This window comes from Treponema sp. TIM-1 (assembly GCF_046533115.1).
In the GTDB taxonomy this organism is placed as follows: Bacteria; Spirochaetota; Spirochaetia; order Treponematales; family Breznakiellaceae; genus JAIRMO01.
In genome coordinates, this window is record NZ_JAJQRC010000008.1 from 58148 (window position 1) to 80426 (window position 22279).

Here is a 22279-nt window from a genome sequence, read left to right on the forward strand (position 1 = left end):
AAAAATCAGGAAGGGAGAAAACAGAAATGAAAAAGCATTTTATAGCGTATACGTTGATAGTAGCAGGGTTTATCGTGTTTAGCTTTTCGGGATGTAGTACGGTTGCCCCTCCCCCGGCAGCCGGACCGGTGGGCTTTCCCCTGATCGACATCGTGGATGCGGAAGTTGAGATTGCCGACGAGTCCCAGTTTGCCGCAAAGGAAGAGGTCCAATGGAACCGAAGTACGAATACCAAAATCATCGGGGGTTCCCTGGGCATAAAAATCGTTCCCAAGGACATCACGATTACCCTTATTGAGACAGCTATTCAGGTTCCGATACGGAACAAAGCCGATATAACGAGTTGGTTTCTCAATATTCCCCGGGGCTTAAAAGCCACGGCCCATGCCCTGGATCCCAAAGCAAAATACGCGGCCGAGAAGGGGGCCACCACGGTTATCGCCACCATTGAGGGCATTCCGCTGCAACCGATCAATCAGCCTATCAAGATCCGGGTGCCCTGGGAAGTAACCAACCGTTCATGGGATTTTGATATTCCGATGGACCGGGACCGCCGCTTTGAGGTCTACGGGGTGGATGTGGGTTCTGTTATTGTCGGGGGCGCGGTCAACCGGCCGATTGATGCCAAGACCTTCAGGATCGGATTTGGCGGTACTAAGCTGGCGAAGGGCATTGATCAGGGGACCGATATTTCCCATTGGTTTACCAACCTTCCCCGGGGTTTAAAGGCTGTTGTATCGGAAGATACCGTACCGATTTCCGAAGATGAAGACGCAGCCCAAAACGAAACCCAATACCAATATGTGGACCTGAGCGTTGACTCCACCGGTGACCAAGACCCGGACACGCCTAACCAACAATTCCTGCAGGTAACTATCAGCGGAACCCCGACGGTTCAGTTAAAAGAACGGATACGGATCAGTATTCCTGCGGATATCACCACCGCCAATATAGCCATGGTAATTCGCCCGTCGGATAAAGCCCGGTACGACATCGGCTCCTATTCGTCCGTCGCCGCGGAAGACATTGAGCTGCGAACCGGGTCAAACTGGCGGGGCGTCCAGGAAGGCTGGGGGCTTGTCGGTCCCGAAGTCTTTAAGTCCAAAGATTTTACCCCGCTTGGAATCATCCAGCTTCAGTCTGAATCGGTTTACCAAATGGGAGCGGATGGGGAGTATCACTGGACCGGCGATTACATTACCTACGGGGAACTGATGGCCGAGGCCAAGAAACTCAATGCCCATGCGATTATCGATGTGGTCCTGGATTACAATGACCAGGTTAATGAGATCATTGAACGGCGCCATATTGCCGATGGTCATGAACCCTCGCCCCTGGAAAGGAGCAAGCTTGAAAAAGGCCTTATCACCGAGGAAGATGATCCCAATGGGGGAAAGATCTATGTTGAGAAGATTTCGGTGACCAACCGAACCTGGACTGGTACGGCCCTGGCTATTCAGTATGCGCCTGCCTATCCGCCGAGCGGCGAGATATACGTCCCCGCATATCCGGATCCGGAGCTTGCAAAGCTCCAGGCGGAGTCCCAGGCGAATTCAAAAAGATAGTCATGAGCGGCTGGTTTCAAAACCAACCGGGTTTTGAAACCAGCCCATTGTCCCATGGGTGATTTGTAATCACCCATGGGTTTGTATGCGCCTTTGACTCCGCGCAGCCGTATTCGGAGATGTGAGCGGTTTTATGCTGAGGAGAAAAAAATGAAATCAAAATCGTTTGGTGCCGGAGCCCTGGGGGTCCTGTTGTTTTTTGCCGGACAAAGCTTCCCGGTACCGGCAGAAACCTTACCGGCGCCTGACCGGGAAAGCTCGATTATCGACCAGGAAACTTCGGCCCTCCCCGCACCGGATCGGGACGCTTCGACCCTCTCTGTACCGGATCGGGAAACTTTGATCATCCCCGGCCCGGAGCAGGGGACATCCTCAGAGCCTTCCCGGTCATCCCGGCGGGCGGCCGAGCCCGGCCGGCGGCAAGAAGAAGCCCCGGCCGGGACCACCAGCAGATCCCCCCGGGAAGCACCGGCGGCGGCCCCTGCTGCCTCGAACAGAGCTTCCGCTGTTTCGGAGACCCCTCCTCCCCGGAGTCCACCGGATCGGGGCCTGTTTTTTGGGGCCCTGGTCGGCATGAACTCCCTTTCCTATGATACCGACGACACCGACTGGGAAGGTCTGGATATAGAGGGAAACCCAACCTTTGGCGGGGGCCTGTTCTTCGGCATGGACTTTGGCATGGTGGTTGCCCAGGCCGAAGCCCTATTCAGGGCTGATAAGGGCACTATAGAAAATGTACCGGGTTTTGATGAGGGCACGGGTCTTTCCTTCCTGCTTCCGCTTATTGTTAAAGGGGATTTTCATCTGGGGCCGGTGGTCCTGCAGCCTTTGGCAGGGCTCTACTTCAATTTTGCCCTGGGGGATCTGGAATTGAGCGGCACCTATGGTGGAAAGGAACCCTATGCGAATCCCCTCATGGGCTTGATGGTTGGGGGGGATGTAGGCATACGTTTTGGAAGGAACCTCATCTTCCTGGACCTCCGTTATGCGACGGACCTGGGTAAAACGGCGGTGGGAAACGACCCCATGACCGCATGGCGCCGCTCGGCTTTTGTGTTAAACCTTGGATATCAGTTTTTTGTATGGAGGAAAACATGAAAAAAATGATTATTGCCGGGTTATTAGGTGTGGTTCTAGCCCTGGGCTTTTCGGGCTGTGATGCTGAGCTGGATCCCTCTGATGAGGGGGACAGTGCGTTCAGTAAACCACGGGGAGAACTGACGATTAGCAATATAAATTCCGGGGTTATTATTACGAGTGTTAAGGTGTACAAAGAAACAGGACGTCCGGCAGATTTGGATGCTCTGAATAGATACCAGTCCCCGATAGCGATCGCATATGGCATTTCTAACTCAAAGCCTACGGTTACTTTGTCTACATATACGGGGAACTCCGTATGGGATGGTACGGGATCTTATGGTGTCTTTCTTGCGATTTCGTACGTCCTGAATAATCCGAATATTCCGAGTACTGAGCCCCCCCCTATAGTAGGTTACTGGGCGGCGCTCACCTTTGACAAGGGAAGGGCAGCGGCTAGTTTTAGTGGATTTGTTTCTATACGTGCTCCTGAGCCTGTCTCTCCCTCTCTCTCCCTCCCAGAAGGGGCGCCAAGCAGTTAATCCCAATCGGAGAAACTCGATTGTTTCTCATTGTTGCTAAGGAGGAAGCAGTTTGAAGGGTATTTTCCGGAACGTTTTTTTTGTGGTTATTGTCGTGAGTCTTATGGGCTGCGCCACCGGCAAGCCGCTGTTGATTGCCGATCTGGATGAAATCGGATGGGACCGGACGGATCTGTTTCAGTGTTACCTTTCGACCCAGCTTACCCTGACGAAACTGTCCGATGATGCCGGAGCGGCGTCCGTCAGTTTCAGCCGGGACGGGATGGCCCTGGTCCGGGATACCCGGCTGACGATAGTCTTGCCGGCCTCTCTGGAGGGGCGGATCCTCAACTATAACCGGCGGGACCAGTTCCTCTTCGTGGCGTTTGAGGAGGGCAGCGCGGTCCTCCCCTTTGCCCGGGACCAGCAGGGCCAGTTCAGCCTGATGACTACGGTGGACCAACAGGAGCTTGAATTTGTGGCGTATGAAGGGGTCCGGTATAAAGCGAGTTATACCGGGCCGAAACCCCACTTAAACGTCGTGATTAACCGAACCCAGGGCGATTTGCGGCGTCAGATGCAGGGCCGCCAGGTCCAGGCCGCTTCACGCATGGAAGAGGCGATCCGCCGGATCAGCGAAAAATTTATCGGGGTCCTCCCTGAAAATGGGATCATCGCGGTGCTGAACGTTTATGCCCAAGAGAAAGACAGCGCCCTGCTCATCACGGATGAGCTGCAATTCCAGCTGGTTGAGTCAGGTAAATTCAGGGTCGTTGACCGGAGCTCCCTGGAACTGATCCGGGCCGAACAGAATTTCCAAATGTCCGGCGCGGTGAGCGACGAATCAGCGGTTTCCATCGGCAATTTCCTGGGGGCGAATATCGTCATCACCGGTGAAGTGAGCGGTTCCGGCGATACCCGCCGCCTGACCATGAAAGCCCTGGACGTCAAAACCGGTGAAATCATCGCCAACGCCCGGGAGCAGCTGTAACCGGAGCATCAGGATAAACGCATAGGAATTTTTAACCACGAACCACTCGAACACCACGAACGGGGGAAAAATTAACCGCAAAGTAGTACCTTGTAAACATTAAACGGCCATGCATATACAGAATTAAGAAATTCACCACAAAGGCGCAGAAGGCGCAGAAGGAGAGGAGTGAGGAGTGAGGAGAATGAGGAATAACGGCTCACTTTCATTATTTATTCTTCCTTCTTAATTCTTTCCTTATTCGCCTTCTTCGCCTTTGTGGTCAAATTCTCTTTAAGGTCCATGGTACCAGGTGCTGGATGGCGCCTTTGTGGTCAAATTCTTTTTAAGGTCCATGGGACCAGGTACTGGATGGCGCCTTTGTGGTCAAATTCTTTTTAAGGTCCATGGGACCAGGTACTGGATGGCGCCTTTGTGGTCAAAATCTCTTTTTCCTTGTTCGTGAGGTTTGTGTGGTTCGTGGTTATCTTTTTTGTCCTTTGTGGTCAAATTCTCTTTTTCCGTGTTCGTGAGGTTTGTGTGGTCCGTGGTTATTTTTTCTGTGCTTTGTTGAAACCGAGCATTGCCGGAGCCTGTTCGTACTTGTTAACTTTGTTTGTTTTATGGTAAATTATTATCTGGGGCGTGGGATGAAAGCGAGGATGTATTCCATCGGCATCAAACTGCTGGCGCCGATTTTTATCTGTTTGGTTCTTTTCGGAATCGTTCTCATGTTTACGATCAATATCCTTACCACCTCTACGTCCGCCGATTCCTTTAAGGAGGGTATTGACCAGAAGGATGATCTGGTCTACCGCCTTATCGAAGAAGAAACGGCGCTGCTGGAAAAGAAAGCCCGGTGGTTTGCCGTCTTTGCCGGGGACGAGGGGATCATCACGGCGCTTGACGCCGGCGCGGACCCCGCACGGTTTCAGGCCCGGTTTGACGCGCTCACCGGGGCCCTGGATGTGGACGGCATTGCCCTGGCGGACCGGGACGGGTATCTCCTCATCAACAGCGGCGGTTCCGAAGGCGCCCGCTATGTCAGGACCATTGTTTCCTATACCGATGACCAGGAGTGCGTTACCCGGATGTACTCCCTGGACAACAGCCTGGAGCTTATCTCCGCGATCCCGGTAATGGAAAACGGCAGCCTGAGCGGCTACGGCTTTATCGAACACAGCATCCAGTCCCAAAAATTTGCGGACGAGCTGCAGCAGCTGACCCAGTGCGAGGTAGACATCTACCAGGGGCCCCTGCACCGCAGCAGTTCCACGGGGATGTCTTCGGTTTCAGTGGGCAGACAGGAATGGATCACCCCCTTTACCGGCAGCCTCTCATCGGATCACGACATGATGATCGATACGGTCCTGGGCCTGGGGGAGACCTACCGGGGAAATTATACCGCGGCAGGGGTCGAATACTATGGGATTCACTTCCCCCTAAAGGATTTTTCCGATTCCCGGGTGGGGATCGTTTCCATGAGCCTCCCCATGACCAGCGTCGAGGAGACGGTGGGCCTTATCAACCGGGTGGTGGGTCCCCTGATGTTCGGGGGCATCGCGATCCTCCTGGTGGTTTTCTTCCTGCTGCTCCGCTTTATCGTCATTACCCCCCTCAGATCCACCGCTTCCGTTACCGCATCGGTGTCTGAAAATTTAAGTTCCAAAGAAGCGGATTTTACCTATCAGATACCGGTGAAACGCCGGGACGAGATCGGGGTCATTACCCGAAGCATCAACGGTTTTATCGCTTCCCTGCGGAGCCTGATGAGCCAGCTCAAGCATGCCCAGAATTCCCTGCAGGAAATTGGGGAAAACTTAAGTGACCGGTCCGAGGAATCGGTCCAGGCGAATGCCCGGATCATGGACGCAGCCCTGGCCATCAAGGGACAGACCGAAGGCCAGACCCGCTCCCTGGAACGGACCAACGAGGTGCTGCGGGACACCGTCGGAGCCCTGGAAGGGCTCAATGCCCTGATAGCGGATCAGAACCAGGCGGTGGCCGCCTCTTCCACGTCGGTGGAAGAAATGGCGAACACGATCAACGCGGTACAGATCGCGATACAGGAGCTGAAGAACCAGTTCCAGTCCCTGGTTACGGTGGCCGACTCGGGGAAGGGGCAGCTTGAGGCGGTGGACAAGCAGATCCAGGCCATCCTCGCCCAGTCCCAGTCCCTGGTGGGGGCTAACCGGGTTATCGCCCAGATAGCCAGCAGGACCAACCTGCTGTCCATGAACGCCGCGATTGAGGCGGCCCATGCGGGCTCTGCCGGGGTAGGCTTTGCCGTGGTGGCCGAGGAGATCCGGGGCCTGGCCGAAAACTCCCAGTCCCAGTCCCAGGCCATAAAACAGGAACTGACCGGTATTGCCAAGGCGGTTGAGGATACGGTACACATCTCCGCCGCTTCCCAGGAGGCATTCCGGCTGGTCTCGGAGCAGATCAGCGCCACCGATTCCTTTATCCAGCATATTGATACGGCCATGGAAGCCCAGCTGGGGGCTTCCGGGGAAATACAGAAGGCCCTGGAGCGGATCAACGCCGCCTCTTCCCGGGTCGGGGCCACCTCGACGGATATGACCGGCCACATGGGGGATGTCAAAAAGGAGATGGATGAACTTACCGCCATTGTCCAGGCCATTCAGCAGGGGATCATCGGTATGGGGGACAGCGCCCAGGAGGTCAACAAGGCCGCCGAAGCGGTGCTGGATCTTGCCAAGGATACCCACCGGAACATTCAAATTATGGAAGGAACCATCGGCGCCTTTAAGGTATAGGGAATCCCCGGAAACTCCGATGGGTTTTCGGGGGCGTTGCGGGGGCGGAAAGCAGACGGCCGTGCCCCCGCAGAGGGGGGTACGCCGCAATGAAATGCGGCGTAGGGGGGAGGCTTCCCCCCTCATTTGCTAGTGCAAAGGGGGTTGGTTATGCGTAAGTTGGGGTTGGCTGCCCTTTTGACCGCGTTTTGGGGCGGGCTGGTCTTTGCCCAGGATCTGACTATTGATTACCGGTACAATGTTTCCGGCGTTAAAGACGGGAATTATTTGTCCTACCGCTCGGCCATACGGTATATCGCGGCGGATAAAGACGCCTTTGACGCGGTGTCCGGGGCGTCCAAACAGAAGTCCACCTCCCTTTTTGCCCCGATTCAGACGGACATCATGGGACGGGCGACCATCTCCTCGGGTTTTCGGGGGCTGCTGCTTTTTCCCCTGGCGCCGGACACGATACGTACCGACGATAACCTGCACATATACCGGGAGGGGCCGGTCATCACCATGGAATACGTCCACCGGGGCGTGGCCTACCGTATTCAAACCGACCGCAGCGGCAACATCGGCTTTCCCCGGGGAAGCTATGTGATGCGTACCGTCGGTTATATCCAGGGCGAGGGGCCTCAGGTGATCTCCCGGGACTTTGCCCGGGACATGACCGCCGCCACCATAGACTGGAAGAAGGTGTGGGACCCCGGCGTCCCCTCGGGGCAGATCGTGGCCGCCGGTAACGACGCCAAGACCGGCCCCATTCAGAACGACTACGGCGACATGATGGCCATGTTCAACTGGGACGGCACCCTGGAGGTGAAATTTGAGGCCCCGATTCTGACCATACAGGGGGTCCTGCGGCCGGTTAAGCGGTGATATGCTACAGAATTTAAGAGAATTTTAAGAAATTTACCACGAAGGCGCAGAAGGCGAAGAAGGAGGGAGAAGAGTTAGGAGAGAGGAGTTAGGAGAGTGAAGAGTGAAAGAGTAAGGAATAACGGCTCACTTTTCATTATTTATTTTTCCTTCTTAATTCTTCTTCCTTATTCGCCTTCTGCGCCTTTGTGGTGAATTCTCTTTAATGTCTATAGTACCAGGTGCTGGATGGCGTCTTTGTGGTGAATTCTCTTTTTCCTGTTCGTGTTTTTCGTGTGGTTCGTGGTTAAATTTCGTCTTCGTGGTTGAATTTCTTAGGTGCGGGGATTAAAACCAAATACGGCTTACCGCGTCAGCTTCCGCATCCAGTTCCAGCGGTTGAGTTTTATTATTGCCACGATGCACTTGAGGACCTGATCGCATTTGAGGCAGGCGAAAACCACCACCGGGGGAAAGTGGAAGACAAAGGCCGATAACAGGGCCGAGGGGATGACGATGAGCCAGACATGGATGAGGTCGTTTATCAGGACAAAGCTGGTGGCGCCACCGGCCCGGACTATGCCGGTAAGGACCGACATCTGATAGGAGGTGCCTACGATGGTAATTGAAAATACGGTGAGGAATTGCTGGGCATAGACATGGGCTTCGTCGGAGATGCTCGGGAACCCGACTGCCAGAATAAGGCCTTTGGTGAAAAAGATCAGCAGCCCGGTCAGGAGGCCGAAGCCCAGAAAGATAAGCTGTAAGGTCTTGGAATACATTTTGACCCGTTGATAATCCCCGGAACCGACGGTTCTGCCGATGATGACCCCCGAGGCGTTGGCAATGCCGTAGACCAGCACGCTGAAAAACTGGAACAAATTGGCGGCAATGGTGTTGGCCGCCAGGACTTCGGTCCCCAAACGGCCCAGGATGGCCACCTGGGTGCTTCCCGCGATACCCCAGATGATGTCCCCCAAAAGAACCGGTAGACCGTATCTAAAAAAGTCACTTAATATTTCCCGGTTCCGCAGGGCCAGGTCCTTTATCCGCAGACAGAGGTTTTTATCGATAAACCGGACATAGCGGAAGGTAACGCCCAATTCGGCGATCCGGGCGATCAGGGTGGCTATGGCCGCCCCGGAAACGCCCAGGGCGGGCATTCCCAGATTGCCGAAAATCAGTACCCAGTTGAGAAAGACATTGACAAAAAAACCGGTAAGGGAACTCAAAAACCCGATTTTGGTGTTTTGCACACAACGCATGGAGGCGAGGAGCACGCTGTTGACACTAAAAAAAATATAGGAAAAGCATACGATCCTGATATACCGCATCCCCTCGGCAATGACCTTTTCATCCTGGGTGAATAAATTTAAAATCCTGGCGGGAAACAAAAATACCAGGAGGGTGGCGGCGGCTCCAAGGCCCAGGGCAAATTTAAGGGTAATGGCGATAACGACCTTGGCGTTTTTAACGTCCTTTTTCCCCAGATACTGGGCCGCTAAAACCACCATGGCCGCCCCCAAACCGGTGCAGAACATAAAAAGCAGCCATTGTACCTGATTGGAAAGGAACACCCCGGAAAGGGAAAGATCTCCCAGGGAGCCCACCATAAAATTGTCCGCCAGCCCTATTCCGTAGGTGATGAGGTTTTGCATTGCCAGGGGAAGGGCAATTTGCACCAGAGTTGTATAAAACTTTTTGTCCGTTACCATGGAGGCCCCTGTAAATTTTATTTGAAACTGAAAACCGGTACTGCTAAGGACCTGCACATCAACCTACCTCGCCCTGAAGGGCGAGGCAGGTTATGTGTGTATACTTCTTGCGCAGATCCTCAGGACCCGCGCAGAAACAACATGACCGAATGGTCATATTGTTTCTTTATTGCGTAAGCAATTAGAATAAAATGCTCTGCATTTTATTCTTGCGCGGGTACTAACCTGAGGGAGCATGATGAAAAAGGAAGTATTAATTTTATGCGGCGGTTGGGACGGCCACGAGCCAAAACTTATCGCCGAACGATTCAAGGCCTTTCTTGAATCGGAGGGTTTCGGGGTGTCCGTTGCCGGGTCTTTGGAGGTATTAACCGATAAGGACCGGCTTATGGGCCTGGATCTTTTTATTCCGATATGGACCATGGGGGCGGACTTGCCCCGGGAAACCTTTGAACCCCTGCTGGAAGCGGTCGGTTCCGGGGTGGGGCTTGCCGGATGCCACGGGGGGATGTGCGACGCTTTCAGAACCGCGGTGGCCTATCAATTTATGACCGGCGCCAACTGGGTGAGTCATCCCGGTTCAGACGGCGTCCCCTACCGGATCAATATCCGTTCCCGGTCTCATCCCTTGACCGAAGGTATTGAGGACTTTGACGTGGTGTCCGAGCAATATTACCTCCAGGTGGATCCGGCTATTGAGGTGCTGGCTACCACCCGGTTTCCCACAGTTAAGTGGTACCACTCCACCAATGGGGAAGTTGACGTGCCCCAGATATGGACCAAACATTGGGGTCACGGCAGGGTCTATTATAACGCCTTGGGACATCACAACGATGTGTTTGATATTCCCGAGGCCTGGGAGTTGATGAAGCGGGGGCTCCTTTGGGCCGCGGAAGGCAAACGGATCGCCGTGGAAAAGGGGCTGTCCGCGGAGGAATTCAAAAGTGATAGGGGGATGTATTAGATGGACCCACAACGGATCGGTATCGTCGGATTGGGAAAGATCAGCGGTATCTATTTGCAGAATTTGACCGGCGTCTTTCGCCGCCGGGTCCGGGTTACCGCGGTGACGGATCTTATCCGGGAGCGGGGAGAGGCGGTTCAGGCGGAATATCATATCCCCTTTGTGCCGGATATTGAAACCCTTATCCACCGTTCCGACGTGGATATGGTGCTGAATATCACCCAGCCGCAAAATCATTATGACGTTGCCAAAAAGACGGTGGAGGCGGGGAAGCATGTGTATAACGAAAAACCCCTCTGCGTTACCCGGGAAGAGGCAACGGAACTCCTGGATATCGCCCGGGCCCATAAGGTACGGGTGGGATGCGCCCCGGATACCTTCCTGGGCGCGGGGATCCAGACCTGCCGCAAGCTCATCGACGACGGCTGGATCGGAACTCCCATCGCCGCCACGGCCTTTATGATGAACCACGGCCACGAGCATTGGCACCCGGATCCGGAATTCTATTATAAAACCGGGGGCGGCCCCCTGTTTGACATGGGACCCTATTACCTTACCGCCCTGGTAAACCTCCTGGGCCCCGTTGCCCGGGTTTCCGGTTCCGCCCAACAGGGCTTCAAGACCCGGACCATTACCAGCGAGCCCCAACAGGGCAAGACCATCACCGTGGACGTTCCCACCCATATCGCCGCGACCCTGGACTTTGCCTCCGGCGCGGTGGGAACCCTGATCACGAGTTTTGATGTCTATTCCCACACCTTGCCTTTCATCGAGATCTACGGCAGCGAAGGCACCCTCCGGGTTCCCGATCCCAATACCTTCGGCGGCCCCCTATGGGTAAGCCGCTTCCGGGAGGAGACCTGGTCGGAGATACCCCTTTTGGGGGCCTATGCCGAAAACAGCCGGGGCTTGGGAATTACCGATATGGCCTGCGCCATTGCCGAAGGGCGGCCCCACCGCGCTTGTGGGGAACTGGCAAATCATGTCCTGGATCTGATGCACGGTATCCACGACGCCTCCCGTTCCGGGGTGTACTACGAGGTTAAGACCCGCTGCTCCCGGCCGGAAGTTTTGGGAAAAGAGGAATGGTAAGGGACGATCCGGGCCGGGTTGACCCCCGGATCGTTTTTTACGGAAGGCCCCTCCCTATTGGTGATATATCTCTTTCCGTAAATTTAAATACGCCTGATAGACCCCGTCGTATTGCTTAACCTGTTCCCGGTTCGGCAGGGCGCGCTTTTGCTCGTTTAAGATAATATGCTTTTTGCATATTTCCGGTACCGAACCTTCCTTGCAGACACTCATGGCCTGGATAATCCCGCCGAAGGCCCCCGCTTCCTTGCCCTGGATCCCGATAATTTCCGCGTCAAACACGTCGGCGATGATCTGCCGCCAGGGGGCGCTGTTACTGCCCCCTCCCACCAGGCGCAGTTGATGAAAGGAAAGTCCCTTTTCCCGCAGCAGATCACAGCCCCAGCGGATGCCAAAGGCCACCGCCTCTGCGCCGGAGCGGATACAGTTAGGCCGGGTGAAATTTTTTATGGTTAACCCCCCTATACATCCCCGGGCCGCAGGCAGTCCGGGCATACGCTCGCCGTTAAAGAAGGGCAGCATGATCACCCCCTCGGCGCCGATAGGGGAAGCGGCCATGTCCGCATCAAAGGCGGCAAGTTCAAGGCCGAAAAGTTCCTGTACCGCGGTGGTGGTGGAGGTGGCGTTCATGATACATATCGTGGGAATCCAGCCGTTGGGGATGGAGTTTTGAATCTGAATTATTTCCGGATAACCTTCGGGCCGCTGGTCGGTAAAGATACTGAACACCCCGGAAGTCCCCAGGTTCATGGTGGCGATGCCCGGTTCCACATTGCCGGTCCCCACCGCGGCCATCATATTGTCCCCGCTTCCCGGGGCGACAATACAGGAATCGGCGAGGCCGTATTTTTCGGCGATCTCCGGCTTTACCGTTCCCACCGCATCCAGATCGTCAATGACCGGGGGCAGGGTCTTTTTAAAGTCCGGCGCGATCAGGGAAACCATTTTATCACTCCAGACCTTGTGGATCACATCGTAATAGCCGGTCCCGGAGGCGCTTCCCGCATCGGTGGCGATGATGCCGGAGAGATAAAAATTGATATAATCCTTAGGATTGATCACAAAGGCGATTTTTTCAAAGATTTCCGGCTCCGTCTCTTTAAGCCATATCAGTTTTGAAACCGTATACCCTACGGGAAGGGAGGTTCCGATGGCGGCGATAACCCCCGCGGGCCCCCCGGCCAGATCGATATACTTCTGGTTCGCCCCGGCGGTTTCGGTATCGTTCCAGAGCTTTGCCCGGCGCAGTACCTTTTTATCCTTATCCAGGACCACCAAGCCATGCTGCTGCCCGGAAACGCCAATACCGGCAATTTTCTTGCGTTCTTCCGGGGAGAGGTTTTTCAGGGCCTCCTTCAGGGCGAGGTCCAGGGCGTTTATCCACCACACCGGTTCCTGCTCCCGGCCGCCCTTTTCGTTGGAAAAAATTTCATGTCCCCCATAACCGTCCCCCAGAAAACGTTTTGTCGCGGGATCGTACACCACGACCTTGGTTCCCTGGGTTCCGCAGTCGATACCGATATAATACGCCATAAAATCCTCCCCGCCTCGCAAAGGCTGGTTTCAGGTTATCCCGTTCAAAGCGCCCCCGTCAATATGGGATGCTGCCCGGATCAACGCGTAATACCGCGGATAAAACCGGGAACATGGAGAAAGCCGGGGTCAGGAAAGCTCTATCATGACCTTTACCACATCCGGATGACCGGCGGCGGCGTATTCATAGGCGGCAATGGCATCCTCAAACCTGAAGGTTTTACTGATGAACCGTTTGATATCGATCTTTCCCGCATTTACCAGGGCGATGGCCCGGTCAAAGCAGTTGATGTACCGGAATATGGTTTCGATACTGAGGCCCTGGCCCTGCAGGAAGGACACGTCGAGGGGGACCGTGCCGTTCATCATTCCCACCAACACCACCTTTCCCCCCCTTCTGGCGCATCTGAAAAAATCAGGATACACCTTCGGGCTCCCGGAGGCTTCAAACACCACGTTACACCCCTTGCCGTTGGTTTCCTTCATGATAAATTCCCGCAGATCCCTTTTGGCGGTATTGACCGGGGTGATATTTTTATCGTAGGCCCCGGCCAGGTCCAATTTTTCCTGTTTTACATCGGAGATAAATACCTTGCCGCACCCGCCGGCCAGGGCGGATATGGCGCACATAACGCCGATGGTCCCGCAGCCCACCACCAGGGCCGTATCCCCGGGTTTGATGGCGGCCTTTTTTGCCGCCTCAATGCCGATGGCCAGGGGTTCCATCATGGCTCCCTCCGCCGCGCTCAGCCCCGGGGGAAGTTTGAAGCAAAACTGCGCGGGATGGACCACGGTTTCCCGCAGGCAGCCGTGTACCGGGGGAGTTGCCCAGAAAACCACGTCGGGATCGATATTGTATATCCCCTCCATCACCTCCCGGGAGCGCCGGTTGGGGATTCCCGGCTCCATGCAGACCAGATCGCCGATACTCAGATTGGTAACCTTTTCGCCCTTCTCGATGATGATCCCCGCAGCCTCATGCCCCAGGATCATGGGTTCTTTGACGATAAAATCGCCGATGGCCCCCTCCACATAGTAGTGGATGTCGCTGCCGCAGATACCGCAGGCCCGTATCTGTATTTTGACATCATAGGGACCGACGGTCTCGGTGATTGGAAAATCCCTCAGGCTCAAGTTTCTCTTCGATTCCAGTACCAATGCTTTCATAGCGGTTCTCCCTTACCATATTTATAAACGGGAAATTCGGCTTTTGTCAACGAAAAAATTAATGAGAGCCGAGCCGGTTTCAAAACCGGGATCCGCGGGGATCTAGGGTTCCATGAAACCGGCTCAGGTAAAAGAGTCCCGCGCCTTAGTTTTCTTCTTTAATTATTTCTATTTTAATGCCGTCGTTCTGATCCGGCTCGTCTTTTGGGGGGACGGTGACCTTGAGGATACCGTTTTTGAACACCGCCTTGACCTGCTCCTGGGCGTATTTATCCAGGGGGACATAGTATTTCTGTTTTTCAATGTCTTTGAGTTTGAGCCGGCGCTTAAAATAGCGGATGTTTTCATCCACGGAACGGTTTGCCTCGGCATCCCCCGGGGAGGCGCCGTCGTTTATTTTGGCGGAGAATACCATATAATCCCCCTGAAAGGACAAGCTGATGTCCTTTTCATCAAATCCCGCCAGGGCAAACTCAAAGATCATGCTCCGGTTCCCGGTCATGTACACGTTCATGGGGGGATAGGAATAGTTGGGGTAATAGTCGATGTTTTCATCGAAGGGCCCCCGTCGGCCGAATCCGTTCGCCCCGCCGCTGAATTCGAAATTCCGGTGAAATTCATCGCTGAAATTTTGAGCGGCCTCGAAGATCTCGTCAAATATGGCGCCCAAATCCATGTACCCTTTATTGCCTTTCATAACAGGCTCCTTTGCATCCGCAGATGCTGCCGGCCTTACGGCCCGGCCGGATTAGATGGACCCTCCGCAGAGCGATCCCTTAGGTAGGATATAGTATCCTGGGTTTCAAAACTTCAGTTTTGGAACCGGCTCCCTTCTTTATAATATACCACGGTTGGCTTCCCCGGGGGAAGATATTTACGGATAAAATAGACTATTCCGGCAAAAAAAAAGAGTCCCCCGCCCCCTGTAGCCGCCCGCAGGGCCTGATTTTCCGGGGAAAGGACCAGACCCCCCAGGGCATACCCCGCGACAAAGCCCAAAAAAGGGGGGAGCAGGGCGGTTAGGGCTTGTACCAGGGTGGAACCCGAGGGGAACTCCACCGCCACCCGCTGGCCCGGAACCAGGGGGAGTTTTTTCCGGTTCAGGGCGATTACCAGGCGCTGATTCGGCGGGCATCCTTGCTTTGAGCCGGCGCCGGAAAAACCACAGGTCATATCCCGGGACCTCCCATGGCCACAACCCGCACAGGACCCGGGCTGATCCAGGCTTAAAACGACCAGATCCCCGGATATCTCCCGAACCAGGCCGGTTTCAGTCATGGTTTTCCCCGGGGGGCAATTCTTCCTCCGGCGGTTTTTCCGGGGAATTGAGATCCGGGTTTTTGAGCGCCGGCAGGGGATGGCGGATCCGTTGTATGGAAAGGGCCTTTCCCGCCGGGTCCAGTTCAAAAAGCACCCCCTGCAGCTCGGGCCGATCCCAGGCGTCCCGGGTCCGGTCGGGGATGCCCGTCAGATACTCGGTGATCCGTTCGGTTTTATCGGTTCCCCCCACGGAATCGATGCTGCCGGTCCGGCCCGCATCGGTAATCACCGCCGTCCCCCCGGGGAGGATCCCCTCATCGGCGGTCTGGACCCGGCAGTGGGACCCGATCACCGCGGAACAGTTCCCCGCGGCCATGGTGAACAGGGTATGTTTTTCCGCGGTTGCCCCGGCGTGAAAATCAATAACCACCAGGGGGGTTTCCTGACGGAGCCGTTCCAGCAGTGCCGGAAGCGCATAAAAGGGATTATCCCCATGGAGTTTTCCGTATCCGCTTTGACCTAAAAGTACCGCTACCCCTATTTTCCCCAGGGGGGACTTAAAAATCCGGGAACCGATACCGGGGGCTCCGGGGGACAGGTTGAAAGGCCGCAGCACATAGGGGATATGGGCGATATTTTCTACCAGATCCTTTTTGTAAAAACAACATTCCCCCGTGGTAAGTACATCCGCCCCCAGTTTGTGTAAATAAGCGGCGTGATTTCTGCCAAGACCGTTCCCCCCGGTGGCCCCGTCACCGCAGGCGATGACAAAATCAATGGTATGGCGCTTTTTAAGCTCCGCCAGTCCTGTTTTAAAGGCATAAACCCCAACTTTACCGACTATTTCCGCAACATAAAGGATCGTCATAGGTTGGGTTCTTTATTCAGTACGGTCTTGACAGAAGTTGGGTCCCAAGCGGTCGGATAATCCCGAAAGGATCCGTTCAAATTCCGCCGCCGCCCGGAAATCCTGCAGTTCCCGGCAGGTATCCCGCAGGTTGTACAGGGCCTCCTGATAGAGGGGCGCCATGCTTACGGCTTTTTCAAAGCAATGCCGGGCTTCTTCGTAACTGCCCTCGACAAAATAGAGCACCCCCAGATTATTCCAGGTTTTGGGGACATACTCATCCCGCTGCAGGGCGGCCTGGTAACATTCTTCCGCCGAATCAAACTGTTCAAGCTCGTAATGGATCAGGCCCATGGAAACCCATGCTTCGGCAAGATTGTCATCAATACAGAGGGCCCGTTGAAAACTGGTCAAAGCTTCCTCATAATCACCGGTCCGCTGCTGGGCTATACCCATATTCAGCCAAAGGAGAGGATTTTCCGGCTCCATGATCAGCGCCTTTCGAAATAGGGAAATCGCCTCATTAGGACGGTTTGCCTCGGTTAACGCTATTCCAGAATCATTTAGAAAAGATGCAGTTTCCATTTTTACCCTCCCTGACCATAACTATAACCCATTTTTACTATATGAACCAGCTCAAAAAAAATAATTGACCCTGTGCCGGCGGCTCGAAAATTTACCCTTTTTTGAAATTACCTTCTTTATTCAAAGTATAATATACCCGGATACCAAAAAAAAGACCTGTACTTGTTTTTTTCTATATAATATGATGAGGTACCATTCCAAAATCAACCGGGTTTTGGAACGGTTTTGGGGTCGACCGTATGAAAAAAACAGGCCATTACCACGAATCCGCAGCCGGGTACTAAGCGATATGCTTACCGATGCCCATTGCCACCCCTGGGATCTCCTCCTCCGTTTCCCTGAAGCGGGGGAGGAACGGCGGCGGCTCGGCATTGCCTGCGCCGCCAGCGCCTGGAACCGGGAGGACTTTATCTGCCACGAAGCATTGGCCCGGCAGGGGGCCTCTCCCCGGGTCGTTTGCTGTTTTGGGGTACATCCCCAACTGCCCGCGGCGGAGGTCGAGGAAAGGCTTCGGTCCGAGGGGGGGCCTCCCCGCTTTTCCGTCGGGGAATCCCTGGCCCTGCTGGAAACCCTGGCGGAGGAAGGCCGTCTGGAGGCGATTGGGGAGACCGGTTTTGACCGGTACAACCAAACATACCGGGCAACCGCGGCCCGGCAGGAGGAGTTATTTGCCCTGCATCTGGAATTGGCGGTGAAAAAGCGGCTGCCCCTGGTGCTTCATATACGCCGGGCCATGGATAAGGTTTTTTTCCATGCCCGGACCCTGAAAAAGCTCCCCGCCGTGGTTTTACACTCCTATTCGGGGACCCTTCGGGAAGGGTTGGCCCTTTTAAAACGGGGGGTGGAAGCCTATTTTTCTTTTGGCGCCCCCATACTGCTCAACCACAAGACCGCCATGGAGGCCTGCGCCCTCCTTCCCCCGGAACGGCTCCTCCTGGAGACGGACGCCCCCTATCAGCCCCTCAGGGGCAGGGCCTTTTCCCAATGGGGGGACCTCCCCCGCATACTCCGGGGCGCGGCGGCCCTGCGGCAGGAGGCGGGGAGTCCCTGCGGGACCCCCGAAGAGGTGGAGGCCCTGACCGGGGACAATTTTTTCCGGGTTTATGGCGCCGGATAACTTCCTCCGGTTTCAAAAGCCGCCTTGAGGCAAAACAGCGCTTGACACCCCCCCGAAGACTCGATTATAGTATTTTGGATCAAGTCCCGAGGTAAATAAGAACGACCATTAACGCTTTTTCAACGCCTCCGATTTTGGAAATTTTAAATCCGGCCGGATTTGAAAGCGGCTCAATCAGCAGACATATTTTTTAGGAGCGGCTTATGAAGAAAGATGAGTTAGCGGCGGTCATTAGGGTTGATGAAGAAAAATGTGTAAACTGCCATGCCTGTATTGCGGCCTGTCCGGTTAAATATTGTAATAACGGCGCGGGGGAAAAGGTAACCGTAAATCACGCGATCTGTATCGGCTGCGGAAACTGTATCCATGCCTGTACCCACCAGGCACGGGTCATTGTGGATGATTCGGCGGAATTTTTCAGCGCCCTGGACAAAAAAGAAAAGATAATCGCCATTGTAGCCCCGGCGGTGGCTTCCAATTTTCCTGGCCGCTATCTCAATCTAAACGGTTATCTCAAGTCGCGGGGGGTGGAGGCGATTTTTGACGTAAGCTTCGGTGCGGAACTCACCGTTTTTTCCTATATAAAACATATACAAGCAGCCGCTCCCCCCTTTTGTATCGCCCAGCCCTGTCCCGCCATCGTAACCTATATTGAAATTTACCATCCCGAGTTACTCCCCTATCTCGCCCCGGCGGATAGCCCTATGCTGCATATCATCAAAATGATCCGGGAATATTATCCCCAATACAAAAACCATCGGATTGCCGTCCTCTCCCCCTGTATTGCCAAGCGGCGGGAATTTGATGAAACCGGGCTTGGGGATTATAATGTTACCTTCCTTGCCCTGTATGAATACCTGGAACAGAACCGGGTAAATTTAGCGTCCTTTGCGGCGGAGGACTATGAAAATCCGCCGGCGGAACGGGCGGTAACCTTTTCCATGCCCGGGGGGCTCCTCATCACCGCGGAACGGCATCGCCCCGGTATCGGCAGGGTAACCCGGAAGATCGAAGGGGTCCATACGATTTATCCCTATCTGGAGAATGTGGCGAAAACCATAAACTCCGGGGGTGGTAAAAACGGGGAACTGCCCGTCCTGGTGGATTGCCTTAACTGCGAAAAGGGCTGCAACGGCGGGACCGGTACCCGCAACGGCGAAACCCCCATGGACCAACTGGAAGCCCCTATCTGGAAGCGCCGGGCCGAAGTGGAGGCAAAATACGGCGGCTCAAAATCAGTGGAAAAAAATCAAAAAAAGATGTTTAAGATTCTTTCCAACTATTGGAAAAAAGGCCTTTATCACCGTTCCTACCGGGACCTCTCTAAAAACTATACCATCAAAATACCGAACAACCAGGAACTCGCCGGGGTGTATAAAAGCCTGCGGAAATTCGGTGAACAGGATATCTATGACTGTAATACCTGCGGGTATGGAAGCTGCCGCGGTATGGCCATCGCGATTTTTAACGGTCTTAACCGGCCGGAAAATTGCCACCACTACAATCTTAGCCTCATTGATGAGGATAGGGGAACCATAGAACGCTTGAACGAGAACCTCGGCATCCAGGTTGAAAAATCCCTGAGTTTTATGAAGGGCATCAATGACCTCATTAATAACCTCAACGACCAGATCGTGCGGCAGGCTTCCGCCATAGAAGAATCCTCCGCAGCCATTGAGCAGATGATGGCCACCATCAACAACACCGCCTCCATGGCCCAAAAAAAGCAGTCGGCCATTCAGATGCTGGTGAGCAATGTGGAACAGGGCAGGGCTTCCATGCGCGAAACTATTGAAGCCGTAGGCACCATTACCAAAGGGGTGGAAGGGGTCGGTTCCACCATTAAGGTGATCAGCGCCATTGCCGCCAATACCAATCTTCTGTCCATGAATGCCGCCATTGAGGCGGCCCATGCCGGGGATGCGGGCCGGGGCTTTGCGGTGGTATCCGGTGAAATCCGCCGCCTTTCCGAAACCACCCGGGAAAATTCCCGGAATATCGCCAATACTTTAACCGGCATCATCGACGGCATCAAGGTAACCACCGCCCGTTCCTCCACCACCGATACCCTGATCACCACCATGGCGGAAGAGGTCAACGGGTTTGCCAATACCATGACGGAACTTATCAACAGCTTGGGTGAATTGTCCATAGGCAGCAAGGAGATCACCACCGCCCTGGTCCTCCTGCGGGAGCATGCGGAGGCAATCAAAGACGGGTATCATACGATGATGGATAAGACCCGGACCCTTGAAGAGTCCATGCAGATGATCACCCAAATGGAACGCCAGTAGGGGCGTTACCCCGCCCTGCCGCGGTTCCCCGAGACGGTCCGAGCGGGTATTTCCGGAAACCCGGGTGCCGGTTTGCATCGTACCGGGACCTGAAAAAAGTCTGTGCTGATTTTTATTTACGCAAAACTATTGACAGGCTGACTTCCATTCTTCCTGCATAACATGAGTTACTTCCTCGCCTTCTGCGCCTTCGTGGTGAATTTCTTAGATTTCGTATGGGTATATGTTTATGGCAAGCCGGGGGTATGGTACCGTAATTCCTGGAGGGGCAGATTTTCCAGATAGGCGTCCAGGACGGCCTGTTCACCGGGGAGGATGTTGATAAATTCCAGGGCGATGATCCGGCCGACCCGGGTCAGGCGGCATTCCGGGGAAAGGATGGTATTATCCAGCCGGAAGGAACATTCGGGGATCAGGGTTCCCGGGTATAGATTCTCCAATAGGGAAGGGTAGTCGGGGTGAAAAGAAAGCCCGATGCGGGCAATGGTTTTTACCTCCCCGGTAACGATGACCTTATTGAGGGGGTTGGCGAAGATCAAAGCGCAGCGCTGCCAGGGCTCAACCAAAAAACGCGGGGCCCGCCGTTTTTCTTCCACCGGCATATAACGGCTCAGGATATTTTGGAGTTTGACGACCAGGGATGGTTCCCCCAGGGTTTCGGGAACTATGCCGCTTACGCCGATAAAAAAGGCCTTGGATGCCTCCTCCAGGGGAAATTTTTCGCCGGTTAAGAGGACAATGGGACACCGGTCCTTGTCCCGGTCAACCCGTACAAAATGGACCAGGATCTTCCAGTGCCGGGGAAAATCATTGGCGCTGATAATAAGACCGGCGGGATCGACCTCGTCAATATTATCCATGGCCTTTTGAACATGGTTGTACCGGATCAGGTCAAATCCCAGGGGTTTAATATAATGGGAAACCAGGTTAAAGGTTTCATCCGAGCCCAGGATCAACAATAGCTTCATTCCGTCCCCAAGTTTTGTACCGTATACCCCACAATGGTCCAGACATCATCCCTCAGGCGAAGATCGTAGGTGTACCGCTTTTTTTCAATTATATCTCTAAAACGGAATGTTTCCAATACAATAACGGTACCTTCTTCGGCGTTATAGGTGGTCCGTTCGATCCTGAATTCCAGGGGTATGGTGGCGATATCCCCGTCCACCACCGCGTTTTCAAGCTCGGTCCGGTACTGGTCGATCATACGCAGGCGGACTTCTTCCGAGGCCCCCAGCCATTGTCGCTGCCGCCGGGGGTCCCGCCGTAACATGGCCTCCAGATCGAGGTAGAGGAAAAATTTTTCCCACTGGTTTTTTTGCCGGGCCCGGAGGGTATACTCCACCACCTGATCCGGGGGGAGCTTTTCCCGGACTAAAATGGCGTTAGTTTCCACATCCAGCGCCAGGGGGACTCCGCCGGGACCGGGCAGGGAGGGGGGCCGCAGGTGCAGGCTTAAACGGTTGGATTCCAGGGGAAGGGCCCCACCCGCGATATTACGGATAAGATCGGGGTACAGTTTGACCTGTACCACAAAGGAACCCGCCTCCCCCAGGACCGCATAATTCCGGATATCCTCGACAAAAGAAAAGGATTCCCCGCTTTCCACCGAGACATCCCGGAAAAAAACCTGGGCGTTTTGGGTTCTTTTTCTGACCAAAAGGTCCGCGGCTTCCACCGGCCGGTTTGTCAGGGTTTTTACTTCCAAATCAACGGAAAAGATCCGGTCATCCGCCAGCTTAAAATGGTAAGGGGCGGGCCCGTTATTGGCTATGGTCACCTGTACGAGGATGGGCTCCGCGGAAGCGTTGGAAATATAGTAGATCCGCTTGTCATAAAACCGGATGGAGAGGTCTACTTCCGAAGCCCCCGGAAGGGCCAGGACCCCTAAGATAAAACCTAAGGCTATGATAATTTTCTTGTATGGTTTCACCATAAAACTCCCTGGAAAA

Annotated in this window: 19 protein-coding genes; 10 read left to right on the top strand and 9 right to left on the bottom strand. The window is 54.5% G+C overall.

The genetic code is table 11. The features are described from left to right. The first annotated feature begins 26 nt into the window (after positions 1-26). The 6 genes from LQZ21_RS05440 to LQZ21_RS05465 all read left to right on the top strand — a co-directional run bounded on the left by LQZ21_RS05440 (position 27) and on the right by LQZ21_RS05465 (position 7774). Positions 27-1565, top strand: a complete 1539-nt coding sequence (locus LQZ21_RS05440) for a hypothetical protein (RefSeq protein ID WP_411043223.1) — start codon at positions 27-29, stop codon at positions 1563-1565. Between the two features lie 150 nt (positions 1566-1715). Then, on the top strand, positions 1716-2663 hold the full coding sequence (locus LQZ21_RS05445) for a hypothetical protein (RefSeq protein WP_411043224.1): 948 nt from the start codon (positions 1716-1718) through the stop codon (positions 2661-2663). Then, positions 2660-3184 (top strand): hypothetical protein, encoded by a 525-nt coding sequence (locus tag LQZ21_RS05450; RefSeq protein WP_411043225.1) that lies wholly within the window; start codon positions 2660-2662, stop codon positions 3182-3184. The genes LQZ21_RS05445 and LQZ21_RS05450 overlap by 4 nt, the downstream gene beginning before the upstream one ends. 52 nt (positions 3185-3236) lie before the next feature. Beyond that, on the top strand, positions 3237-4154 hold the full coding sequence (locus tag LQZ21_RS05455; protein ID WP_411043226.1) for a CsgG/HfaB family protein: 918 nt from the start codon (positions 3237-3239) through the stop codon (positions 4152-4154). Positions 4155-4783: 629 nt separating this feature from the next. Next, positions 4784-6910: a methyl-accepting chemotaxis protein gene (locus LQZ21_RS05460; RefSeq protein WP_411043227.1), complete on the top strand. Its 2127-nt coding sequence runs from the start codon at positions 4784-4786 to the stop codon at positions 6908-6910. A gap of 150 nt (positions 6911-7060) precedes the next feature. Beyond that, positions 7061-7774, top strand: coding sequence for a hypothetical protein (locus tag LQZ21_RS05465; RefSeq protein ID WP_411043228.1), 714 nt, complete (start codon positions 7061-7063; stop codon positions 7772-7774). A 344-nt stretch (positions 7775-8118) separates the two neighbouring features. On the opposite strand, the gene LQZ21_RS05470 is transcribed toward LQZ21_RS05465, so the two are convergent. Next, the gene (locus tag LQZ21_RS05470) at positions 8119-9468 is read right to left on the bottom strand and encodes an MATE family efflux transporter (RefSeq protein WP_411043229.1); all 1350 of its coding nucleotides are present in this window, start codon (positions 9466-9468) and stop codon (positions 8119-8121) included. Between the two features lie 235 nt (positions 9469-9703). Between LQZ21_RS05470 and LQZ21_RS05475 the strand changes: the two genes are divergently transcribed. Next, the gene (locus LQZ21_RS05475; RefSeq protein ID WP_411043230.1) at positions 9704-10432 is read left to right on the top strand and encodes a ThuA domain-containing protein; all 729 of its coding nucleotides are present in this window, start codon (positions 9704-9706) and stop codon (positions 10430-10432) included. After that, entirely contained in the window at positions 10433-11524 is a 1092-nt protein-coding gene (locus LQZ21_RS05480) for a Gfo/Idh/MocA family protein (RefSeq protein ID WP_411043231.1), read from the top strand. A gap of 54 nt (positions 11525-11578) precedes the next feature. Here LQZ21_RS05480 and xylB read toward each other — a convergent pair whose 3' ends face one another. The 6 genes from xylB to LQZ21_RS05510 form a co-directional block, all read right to left on the bottom strand. Continuing rightward, positions 11579-13057 (bottom strand): xylulokinase, encoded by a 1479-nt coding sequence (xylB, locus tag LQZ21_RS05485; protein WP_411043232.1) that lies wholly within the window; start codon positions 13055-13057, stop codon positions 11579-11581. A 129-nt stretch (positions 13058-13186) separates the two neighbouring features. Then, positions 13187-14224: an NAD(P)-dependent alcohol dehydrogenase gene (locus LQZ21_RS05490; protein WP_411043233.1), complete on the bottom strand. Its 1038-nt coding sequence runs from the start codon at positions 14222-14224 to the stop codon at positions 13187-13189. Positions 14225-14369: 145 nt separating this feature from the next. After that, a complete protein-coding gene (locus LQZ21_RS05495; RefSeq protein ID WP_411043234.1) occupies positions 14370-14921 on the bottom strand; it encodes an Hsp20/alpha crystallin family protein in 552 nt (183 codons plus the stop codon). A gap of 113 nt (positions 14922-15034) precedes the next feature. Then, positions 15035-15502, bottom strand: a complete 468-nt coding sequence (locus tag LQZ21_RS05500) for a SoxR reducing system RseC family protein (RefSeq protein ID WP_411043235.1) — start codon at positions 15500-15502, stop codon at positions 15035-15037. After that, on the bottom strand, positions 15495-16352 hold the full coding sequence (locus tag LQZ21_RS05505) for a TIGR00282 family metallophosphoesterase (protein ID WP_411043236.1): 858 nt from the start codon (positions 16350-16352) through the stop codon (positions 15495-15497). Before LQZ21_RS05505 ends, LQZ21_RS05500 begins: the two co-directional genes overlap by 8 nt. 12 nt (positions 16353-16364) lie before the next feature. Beyond that, a complete protein-coding gene (locus LQZ21_RS05510) occupies positions 16365-16916 on the bottom strand; it encodes a tetratricopeptide repeat protein (protein ID WP_411043237.1) in 552 nt (183 codons plus the stop codon). 181 nt (positions 16917-17097) lie between these two features. Here LQZ21_RS05510 and LQZ21_RS05515 point away from each other — a divergent pair, with 181 nt between their 5' ends. Both LQZ21_RS05515 and LQZ21_RS05520 read left to right on the top strand, forming a co-directional pair. Beyond that, positions 17098-18033, top strand: a complete 936-nt coding sequence (locus tag LQZ21_RS05515; protein ID WP_411043238.1) for a TatD family hydrolase — start codon at positions 17098-17100, stop codon at positions 18031-18033. 203 nt (positions 18034-18236) lie between these two features. Further along, a complete protein-coding gene (locus LQZ21_RS05520; RefSeq protein WP_411043239.1) occupies positions 18237-20327 on the top strand; it encodes a [Fe-Fe] hydrogenase large subunit C-terminal domain-containing protein in 2091 nt (696 codons plus the stop codon). A 227-nt stretch (positions 20328-20554) separates the two neighbouring features. On the opposite strand, the gene LQZ21_RS05525 is transcribed toward LQZ21_RS05520, so the two are convergent. Both LQZ21_RS05525 and LQZ21_RS05530 read right to left on the bottom strand, forming a co-directional pair. After that, a complete protein-coding gene (locus LQZ21_RS05525) occupies positions 20555-21295 on the bottom strand; it encodes a PilZ domain-containing protein (protein ID WP_411043240.1) in 741 nt (246 codons plus the stop codon). Beyond that, positions 21292-22263, bottom strand: a complete 972-nt coding sequence (locus LQZ21_RS05530) for a hypothetical protein (RefSeq protein ID WP_411043241.1) — start codon at positions 22261-22263, stop codon at positions 21292-21294. Before LQZ21_RS05530 ends, LQZ21_RS05525 begins: the two co-directional genes overlap by 4 nt. Between the last annotated feature and the right edge of the window lie 16 nt (positions 22264-22279).

Excerpts from the sequence above, each read along its gene's own strand:
- LQZ21_RS05495 (WP_411043234.1), bottom strand. The coding sequence starts at position 14,921 with ATGAAAGGCAATAAAGGGTACATGGATTTGGGCGCCATATTTGACGAG.
- LQZ21_RS05470 (WP_411043229.1), bottom strand. The coding sequence starts at position 9,468 with ATGGTAACGGACAAAAAGTTTTATACAACTCTGGTGCAAATTGCCCTT.
- xylB (WP_411043232.1), bottom strand. The coding sequence starts at position 13,057 with ATGGCGTATTATATCGGTATCGACTGCGGAACCCAGGGAACCAAGGTC.
- LQZ21_RS05450 (WP_411043225.1), top strand. The coding sequence starts at position 2,660 with ATGAAAAAAATGATTATTGCCGGGTTATTAGGTGTGGTTCTAGCCCTG.
- LQZ21_RS05460 (WP_411043227.1), top strand. The coding sequence starts at position 4,784 with ATGAAAGCGAGGATGTATTCCATCGGCATCAAACTGCTGGCGCCGATT.
- LQZ21_RS05515 (WP_411043238.1), top strand. The coding sequence starts at position 17,098 with ATGATGAGGTACCATTCCAAAATCAACCGGGTTTTGGAACGGTTTTGG.
- LQZ21_RS05490 (WP_411043233.1), bottom strand. The coding sequence starts at position 14,224 with ATGAAAGCATTGGTACTGGAATCGAAGAGAAACTTGAGCCTGAGGGAT.
- LQZ21_RS05440 (WP_411043223.1), top strand. The coding sequence starts at position 27 with ATGAAAAAGCATTTTATAGCGTATACGTTGATAGTAGCAGGGTTTATC.
- LQZ21_RS05510 (WP_411043237.1), bottom strand. The coding sequence starts at position 16,916 with ATGGAAACTGCATCTTTTCTAAATGATTCTGGAATAGCGTTAACCGAG.
- LQZ21_RS05505 (WP_411043236.1), bottom strand. The coding sequence starts at position 16,352 with ATGACGATCCTTTATGTTGCGGAAATAGTCGGTAAAGTTGGGGTTTAT.
- LQZ21_RS05520 (WP_411043239.1), top strand. The coding sequence starts at position 18,237 with ATGAAGAAAGATGAGTTAGCGGCGGTCATTAGGGTTGATGAAGAAAAA.
- LQZ21_RS05480 (WP_411043231.1), top strand. The coding sequence starts at position 10,433 with ATGGACCCACAACGGATCGGTATCGTCGGATTGGGAAAGATCAGCGGT.
- LQZ21_RS05445 (WP_411043224.1), top strand. The coding sequence starts at position 1,716 with ATGAAATCAAAATCGTTTGGTGCCGGAGCCCTGGGGGTCCTGTTGTTT.
- LQZ21_RS05500 (WP_411043235.1), bottom strand. The coding sequence starts at position 15,502 with ATGACTGAAACCGGCCTGGTTCGGGAGATATCCGGGGATCTGGTCGTT.
- LQZ21_RS05530 (WP_411043241.1), bottom strand. The coding sequence starts at position 22,263 with ATGGTGAAACCATACAAGAAAATTATCATAGCCTTAGGTTTTATCTTA.
- LQZ21_RS05465 (WP_411043228.1), top strand. The coding sequence starts at position 7,061 with ATGCGTAAGTTGGGGTTGGCTGCCCTTTTGACCGCGTTTTGGGGCGGG.
- LQZ21_RS05525 (WP_411043240.1), bottom strand. The coding sequence starts at position 21,295 with ATGAAGCTATTGTTGATCCTGGGCTCGGATGAAACCTTTAACCTGGTT.
- LQZ21_RS05475 (WP_411043230.1), top strand. The coding sequence starts at position 9,704 with ATGATGAAAAAGGAAGTATTAATTTTATGCGGCGGTTGGGACGGCCAC.